The sequence below is a fragment of the Dokdonia sp. genome (assembly GCF_039945015.1).
GTDB lineage: Bacteria > Bacteroidota > Bacteroidia > Flavobacteriales > Flavobacteriaceae > Dokdonia.
In genome coordinates, this window is sequence record NZ_JBDUXP010000014.1 from 1 (window position 1) to 3,682 (window position 3,682).

Annotated in this window: 1 protein-coding gene and 1 rRNA gene; both read left to right on the forward strand. The window is 33.2% G+C overall.

Features of this window, described 5'->3' with window-relative positions:
* Positions 1-88, forward strand: a 5S ribosomal RNA gene (gene rrf, locus ABJD27_RS10700); the annotation flags it as partial.
* Positions 89-547: 459 nt separating this feature from the next.
* Positions 548-3,682, forward strand: a 3,135-nt coding sequence (locus ABJD27_RS10705) for a choice-of-anchor D domain-containing protein (protein ID WP_348202038.1), incomplete at its 3' end; no start/stop codon positions are given.

The following is a 3,682-nucleotide window of genomic DNA, read 5'->3' on the forward strand; positions in this document are numbered from 1 at the left end:
GGCTCACCTCTTCCCATTCCGAACAGAGAAGTTAAGCCCGCCAGCGCCGATGGTACTACAATCGTGGGAGAGTAGGTCGCCGCCTTTTTAAGGTCTAATACAGTTAATGTGTTAGACCTTTTTTTATGCCTTAAAATGAGAAAGATCTATTAAGAGTAAGGCAATTTTCGCGAAAGCAAAATAAACATGATAATTATATTCTAAGAGAATATGTAATCTTTATATTCTAAAAGGGTAATTTCAGCATCTATAAATAAATAAAATAACAGCTGTTTTTTAATAAATTAAATGAGGTTTTAGATATTTTACATATTATGAATTCTTTGTTTAAATGATTTTTAATTTAAAGATATTTTAAAAATGTTTTTCTAACAGGTGTGAAAATTATTGAATTAGTAATTATTTAGATAAAATACACTTTATTATCGATTATGTGCATTAAAAATAAATTATGGTTTTACCGTAATTAAGATATGTAAAAACCTTTGTATTTTTAACATACCTGAATCATTATAAAGTTCTTATACTTTATAGCAACATAATAATAATGACACATATTTTTCTATTTAGAAAGCCTGCGCTTGCGTTTTTATTTTTTTTATTTTCATTTATTAATGCAACATCAACCAATCTTGATATTGCTAAGAATACGTTGGTTGAAGCTCCTACATATTGTAATTCTTCAGGAGCAAATGATAATATAATAAACGATATTACTCGAGTTATTTTTAATGGTATAAATAACTTTTCTTTAGAGAATGCTGCTAACCCAGGTTATACCGATTTTACAGGGGTAAGCACTGATGTTGAAACGGGTTTAACATATAATCTAGAGGTGCAAGCTACAACAGCAAATTTTTTCTTTAGAGTTGGAGCATATATAGATTGGAATAGAGATGGTGATTTTGATGATGTAGGTGAAAATTATGATATGGGTAATGTTACAAATGGATTTGATACTTCTACGTCAAATTCACCTTTAGCGATTACAGTACCAGTAGGAGCTGAAATAGGAAGTACAAGGATGAGAATTTCTATACAGTTTAATGCGATTCCGGGGGCTTGTGAAATGTTTACATTTGGAGAAGTTGAGGATTATACACTTAATATTAGACCAACAGTTCCAGCTCCAGAAATTAATATTACTGGTTTAGGAAACGATATAAGTAATGGAGATATAACTCCTGATACATTAGATAATACTGATTTTGGAAGTATTGCTACGGGGTCTAGTGCTCAGAATACATTTAATATAGAAAATTTAGGGAATTTGGCGCTTACTATTTTAGGGACTACTCCTTATGTTTCTATTACTGGTGCTGATGCAGCATTGTTTAATGTTAGTACAGCTGCATCTAATACTGTGGCTGCTGATTCTAGCTCTCCTTTTATTATTACATATAGTCCAATTTCAACAGGAATACATAACGCTACAGTAACTATAACTAGTGATGATGGGGATGAAAATGTATATGTGTATTCGATTAGAGGGACAGCTATAGTTCCTACACCAGAAATTAGTATAACGGGTAACGGAAATGAAATAACAGACGGTGATATAGTTTCTTCTGTTGCTGATAATACAGATTTTGGCGTGGTATTAGTTGGTGATACTAATGAAAATGAATTTATAATTGTAAATACTGGTACTGGGGATCTTAATTTAACTGATCCAACACCATATATAAGTTTAAGTGGTTCAGGTTCCTCAGAATTTAATCTTAGTTTAATACCTAGTGATCTAATTACTTCTGGTGGAGGTACAACGGTATTTAGAATTACATATTCTCCAACTGTAGATGGTACTCATACAGCAACAATAAGTATTGCAAATAGTGATAGTGATGAAGCCTCTTACGTCTTTGATATTGTTGGAACTACAATACCTGTAGTAGATCCTACATTCACGGTGTATTATGAAAATTTTGATACTGATGATGGTAACTGGGTTGCTACAAATCCAGGTGGAAATAGTGTATGGACCTATGGTACTAATGCAGTAGAAACGGGTGCAGAAGGTAATTACTGGTATACTAACAATTATAATAATTACGCAAGTAATTCTAATACGGTAGTGACAAGTCCTATCATTGATCTTACTAATTATAACAATCTTGAACTCCAGATAGATATTCGCCATATAACAGAACTCGATACTCAAGATGGATTCAATATGGAATATTCAACAAATGGAGGAGTTTCTTGGATACTATTAGGGGAGTATTCTGCTGTCCCTGTAGATCATTGGTATAATATAGATGATGTTAGCGCACTTGGGTCAGGTGTTGACGGATGGGCAGGTCGAAATAATGATACAGGTTCTGCGGCAACACAATCTTCTTTTGTGACTGCAACAATTAGATTGCCAGGAACTTTAAATAATAATGCTCAAACACAATTTAGATTGACTTTTGCGTCAAATAATGATGGAGTCACAGATGTAGGGGTTGACTTTGATAATGTAGTTATATTAGGAAATCCTGCTACTTCTGTAACAGATCCATCTCTTGGACCTGGTGATGTTACTTCTGATCTTAGGTTATGGTTAAAGTCTAATGTTGGAATTCCAGAATCAGACGGAAATACTATAAGCTCTTGGAACGATGAAGCTTTTGATAATGATGCTAGAGTAGCTAATAATGTAGCTCCTACCTATTATGATAATAGTACAGAGAATATCAATCATAACCCAGTATTGGATTTTGACATTGCAAATGGAACAGAATTAAAAGGAAAAGGAGGATTCTTTACCGATGAGTATTGGATTGTTATGCAAGCTGATGGTACTATTAATAATTCTTCTACTCTGGAAGGTGTCATATCGGGTAGAATCACTCCTGTAGATTTTGCTGAAGATGGTACTGGTTTTTGGATTAATCCGGGTTCTATAAGGTTTGATGGTGTTGATAATATTGTAAGTCATATGGTAGGGTCTACTCCTCAAAATTTAGCAGCTGCCTCTGATGAAAGTTATGGTAGAGCATATACAAGCAGTACTGGTAATTTTAATAACGAAGTTATTATCTTTAATGTAAAATATGACCCTATATTAGATCAATCTGAGATTTATAAGAATGGTATTCGTATAGATAATTATACTGGACGTACTTTTAATCAAAGTACAGGTGTGTCTGATGGAGATCTTCCTTATGGAACTGTGGATAATTCAATATATGTGTTAGGTGTAGGTCGTATTACTGTAACAGGGACTCCATTTGACTCTCATTTTAGTGGTAAAATCACTGAAGTTATTAGTTATGCCTCTCCAAATTCTATTACAGATCAATTAAAAATACAATCGTACTTAGCTATTAAAAATGGAATTACAAACCATGATATTAATAGTGCTACAGCTACTGATTTAGGAGATGAGAATTATGTGGATTCTGATAATAATGTAGTTTGGGATGTAATAACACATACTGGTTTTAACTATGATATTGCTGGTATAGGTAGAGATGACGATTCTGGATTGAATCAAAAACAGTCTACAAGTATTAACCCTGGGTCTATAGTGACTATGGGTCTTACAGATATTTACGATACGAATAATGATAATATCGCTTCTAATGCGAATACATTCTCAGATAAGAATTTCTTACTATGGGGGAATGATAATGATCCATTAGCTGCTGCTGCTCCTATAGCTGTAGATATGAGTGCTGGTATTACTGGTCTTAAC